The 3925-nt window shown below is 68.0% G+C and carries 4 protein-coding genes; 2 read left to right on the plus strand and 2 right to left on the minus strand.

Annotation, left to right across the window (positions count from 1 at the left end; genetic code table 11):
• Positions 1 to 255 (plus strand): FGGY-family carbohydrate kinase (locus QN345_RS16500; RefSeq protein ID WP_323508899.1); only part of this gene is annotated, 255 nt, incomplete at its 5' end.
• Positions 256 to 287: 32 nt separating this feature from the next.
• Here the strand turns inward: QN345_RS16500 and QN345_RS16505 are convergent.
• The gene (locus tag QN345_RS16505; protein WP_322188502.1) at positions 288 to 1235 is read right to left on the minus strand and encodes an aldose 1-epimerase family protein; all 948 of its coding nucleotides are present in this window, start codon (positions 1233 to 1235) and stop codon (positions 288 to 290) included.
• Positions 1232 to 2290, minus strand: coding sequence for a LacI family DNA-binding transcriptional regulator (locus tag QN345_RS16510; RefSeq protein ID WP_134446825.1), 1059 nt, complete (start codon positions 2288 to 2290; stop codon positions 1232 to 1234). The genes QN345_RS16505 and QN345_RS16510 overlap by 4 nt, the downstream gene beginning before the upstream one ends.
• Before the next feature lie 268 nt (positions 2291 to 2558).
• On the opposite strand from QN345_RS16510, the gene QN345_RS16515 reads away from it, so the two are divergent.
• On the plus strand, positions 2559 to 3872 hold the full coding sequence (locus QN345_RS16515; RefSeq protein WP_166787286.1) for an ABC transporter substrate-binding protein: 1314 nt from the start codon (positions 2559 to 2561) through the stop codon (positions 3870 to 3872).
• The last annotated feature ends 53 nt before the right edge of the window (positions 3873 to 3925 follow it).

The raw sequence follows: 3925 nt of genomic DNA on the forward strand, positions 1-3925 counted from the left end.
GGTGTCGTCGTCTCCCGGGTGCTCCTGATCGGCGGCGCGGCGCAGAACCCGGCCGTCCGCGGCATCGCGGCGCAGCTCTTCGACAACCCCGTCGTCGTTCCGGCCCCTGGCGAGTATGTCGCCGACGGCGCAGCCGTGCAGGCGGCGTGGGCGCTGACGGGAGCGCGACCGGAGTGGCGCATCTCGCTCGCGGCGGAGCCGGCGATCGACTTCCGCCCCGTGATCCGCTCGCAGTACGCCGCCCACCGCGTCTGACCCACCTGCTCCGACCCACCCCGCCTGCCGGGTCAGAGCGCGCTGATCCGCCAGCTCGCCTCGTGGGTGTCTCCTGGCGCCAGACGAACGAGGTCGATGCCGGAGTTGAACGCGTCAGGAGGGCACGTCATCGGCTCCACCGCGAGGCCGAGCCGGGTGACCCCTGGGAGCGGCAGGTCCGCGGTGTGCACTTGCAGCCACGGGCATTCCGGCCCGAAGCTCATGGCCACACCGCGTCCGTCGGCCTCCCGCAGTTCGAGTGTCGCGCGCCCGCCGGAGTCCTGGATGATGCCCGTGAACGCGTGATCGATCTCCGTCGCACCCAGCACCCGGGGCTCCCGGAAGTCGAAGGCACCGTCGCCGGCCGCGACGTCGACGACTCCGACCGGCAGCAGCCGGTCCGGTGTGACCTCGAGGAACCGGTCGGCCGGAAGCTTGAGCGTCCAGCTGTCCAGCGGGGAATCCCCCGCGCGCAGGTACGGATGCGGGCACACGCCATACGGCGCCGTGCCCGCTCCGGAGTTGCACACTTCGATCGTGGTCGTCAGTCCATCCGCGGCGAGCGCGTACCGGGCCGTGAAGTCGAGCTGGAAGGGATAGCCGGGACCGGCGGGCAGCCTGAGTCCGAGCACGACCTCGCCGGGAGCCTGCGCGAGCAGCCGCCAGGCCCGGTCGAACACGAGCCCGTGCAGCGCGCAGTCCCGCGACGGCTCGTTGACCGGCACGTGCACGGCCACTCCGTCTACCGGGTAGCGACCGTCCGCGATCCGGTTGGGCCAGGGTGCCGCGAGAGCGCCCCGGAAGCCGACCATGGCCTCGTCCCGGTCAAAGCTCACGACCAGGTCGCGCCCCTCGTACTGCAGCAGGCGCAGGCACGCGCCGATCTCGGTCACGACCGCGCGGTAGCCGTGTCCCGCGATCTCGTACTGCTCGCCGCTCGGCGCAGGGTTGGGTCCCGCCGTCGTGGTCTCGCTCGTCATGATTCCTGTCCTCGCTCTTCGGATGCCCCGGGCACGGTCACCGGTTCGCGCGATTCCGAGGACTCACGCTCGATCACCCGGAAGTCGGCCAGGAACTCTCTCGGCGCCTCCGGGGCGGTGGCATTGATCCGTTCGAGCAGCACCCGCACGGCGGTCTCGGCGATCTCTGCCCTCCCGGGATCGACCGTCGAGAGCGTCGGAAGGCTGTACCGGGTCTCGTCGAGATCGTCGAAGCCCATCAGCGCCACGTCCTCCGGGATGCGCAGCCCAGCCTGCTGGAGCACGCGCATGGCGCCGAGGGCCAGGGTGTCGTTGAGTCCGAACACGGCGTCGAACTCCACGCCGGAGGCGAGCAGCTCCCGCGTCGCTGTGGCGCCGTTCGAGCGGTGCCACAGGGTCGTGAACCCGATCAGGGCGGGGTCGAAGGGAATTCCGGCGGCCTCGAGGGCCTCCCGGTACCCGCGCAGGCGCAGGCCGGCCGAGCCGATCACTTCGCCCTCGTGCGCACCGACCACCGCGATCCGGCGCCGTCCCCGCCGGATCAGGTGTTCGGTCGCCGCCCTCGCGGCATCGACGTTGCGCATCGTGACGTGGTCGGTCGGCCCGTTGAAGATCCGCTCCCCGAGCAGCACGAGCGGGTAGCCGACCCGCAGGAAGTCCGCGTCGTCGTTGCCCATGCCGAGAGGGCTGAAGATCAGGCCGTCGGTGAGCTGGCGCCGGGGGCTCGAGAGCAGGCCGATCTCCCGGTCCCGGTCTCCCCCGGTCTGTTCGATCAGGACGGTGACGCCATGGCGCTCCGCCGAGCGGATCACGGCATCCGCGAGCTCGGCGAAGTAGCTCAGGGACAACTCGGGGAGGGCGAGGCCGATCATGCCCGTCCGTCCGGAACGCAGGCTGCGTGCCGAGAGATTGGGGTGGTAGTCGAGCTCGGCGATGGCCTCGAGCACCCGCTGTTTGGTGGCGGGGCGGATGTGGGGGTGATCGTTGATCACGTTGGAGACGGTCTTGATCGAGACTCCGGCGATTTGTGCCACATCGTGCAGTGTTGCCGCCATGGAGCCCCTTCCGATTCGGGCGACGTTCGCAGCAGCGTTCGTCTCCTCGCATAGTACAACGTTGTATGGCAGGCGGTGGGCGGGATCCGGCCTGATCACGGCAGCCTGTGACGATCTGGGTCAGACCGCTTGACAAATCGATGTCCGCCTCGACAGAATCTAGTTACATCGTTTACTTACAACGATGTAAACGATGCGATCGGCTCAGCGGATCCCGTCGCCAATACCGAGACAAGGGTGTCTGCACACCGGGAATGGACCAACACAAGTGAAAAAGATTCTGGCAACGGGGGGCGTCGCCATCATGCTCGCCGCAACGCTCAGCGGCTGCTCAACCGGGGCGGCCGAAGCAAGCTGTCAAAACAAGATCGTCAACTCGGCCGCAACCGTGGTCAACGTCTGGGCGTGGTATCCCGAATTCGAATCGGTCGTCGACCTGTTCAACAACACGCATGACAAGGTGCAGGTCTGCTGGACCAACGTCGGTGCGGGCAATGACGAGTACACCAAGTTCTCGACGGCCATCGAGGCCGGCTCGGGTGCTCCCGATGTCATCATGCTCGAGACCGAGGTCGTGCAGAGCTACATCCCGCGGGACGCCCTCGCCGACCTGACGAGTTACACGGCCGACATCAAGCAGAACTACTCCGAGGGCGCCTGGGCCGACGAGTCCAGCGGGGCAGGCGTCTACGCCATCCCCGTCGACGGCGGACCGGTCGGCATGCTCTATCGCAAGGACATCTTCGACAAGTACGGCATCGCGGTTCCGACGACCTGGGAAGAATACGCGGCCGCCGCGCAGGCCCTCAAGGATGCCGGATCGACCTCGATGATCACCGACTTCGCCGGCAATGGCCGGGCATACCAGCAGGCGCTCTTCGCGCAGGCGGGCTCGATTCCCTATACCGTCGACGGAACGAACGTCACGGTCGACCTGAACGACGCCGCGAGCCTCAAGGTCCTCACCTACTGGCAGGACCTGGTCTCCAAGGGCCTCGTCGGCACAGAGGACGCGTCGACGACCGACTACAACACGCACCTCGTCGACGGCACATACGCTTCGACGATCGCGGCGGCCTGGCTGCCCGGCTACCTCGCCGGGTTCACCGGCGCCGAGAGCGGTGCCGTCTGGCAGGCTGCCCCGATCCCGCAGTGGGCAGGCGAAACGCCCAAGCAGGTCAACATCGGCGGATCGGCCTTCTCGGTGACGAGCCAGGCCAAGGACAAGGATGCCGCCGCGACCGTCGCGAAGGACATCTTCGGAACCGAAGAGGCCTGGAAGCTCGGCATTGAAAAGGCCGCACTCTTCCCGCTCTGGAAGCCGATCCTGACCTCCTCGTACTTCACCGATCGCGCCTACGACTTCTTCGGCGGCCAGCAGATCAACAAGGACGTCTTCCTCGCCGCCGCGAACGACTACAGCGGCTTCCAGGTCAGCCCGTTCCAGAACCTCGCGTACGACAAGCTCACCGAGGCCGTCAACTCGGTCTCGAGCGGTGCCGCCACGCCGGCGGATGCCCTCGCGACGTACCAGAAGGCCGTCACGGAGTACGCGACCTCACAGGGGTACACGGTCAAATAACCCGGACCCACGGTGGTGGGGGGGGGGGGCCGCGCGCCCGCGCCCCCCCCCCC

Origin of the sequence: Cryobacterium sp. 10I1 (assembly GCF_035019805.1) — a bacterium.
GTDB lineage: Bacteria > Actinomycetota > Actinomycetes > Actinomycetales > Microbacteriaceae > Cryobacterium > Cryobacterium glucosi.

What these genes read in the sequence shown, in the direction of transcription:
- QN345_RS16505 (WP_322188502.1), bottom strand. Translation starts at nt 1,235, where the DNA reads ATGACGAGCGAGACCACGACGGCGGGACCCAACCCTGCGCCGAGCGGC.
- QN345_RS16510 (WP_134446825.1), bottom strand. Translation starts at nt 2,290, where the DNA reads ATGGCGGCAACACTGCACGATGTGGCACAAATCGCCGGAGTCTCGATC.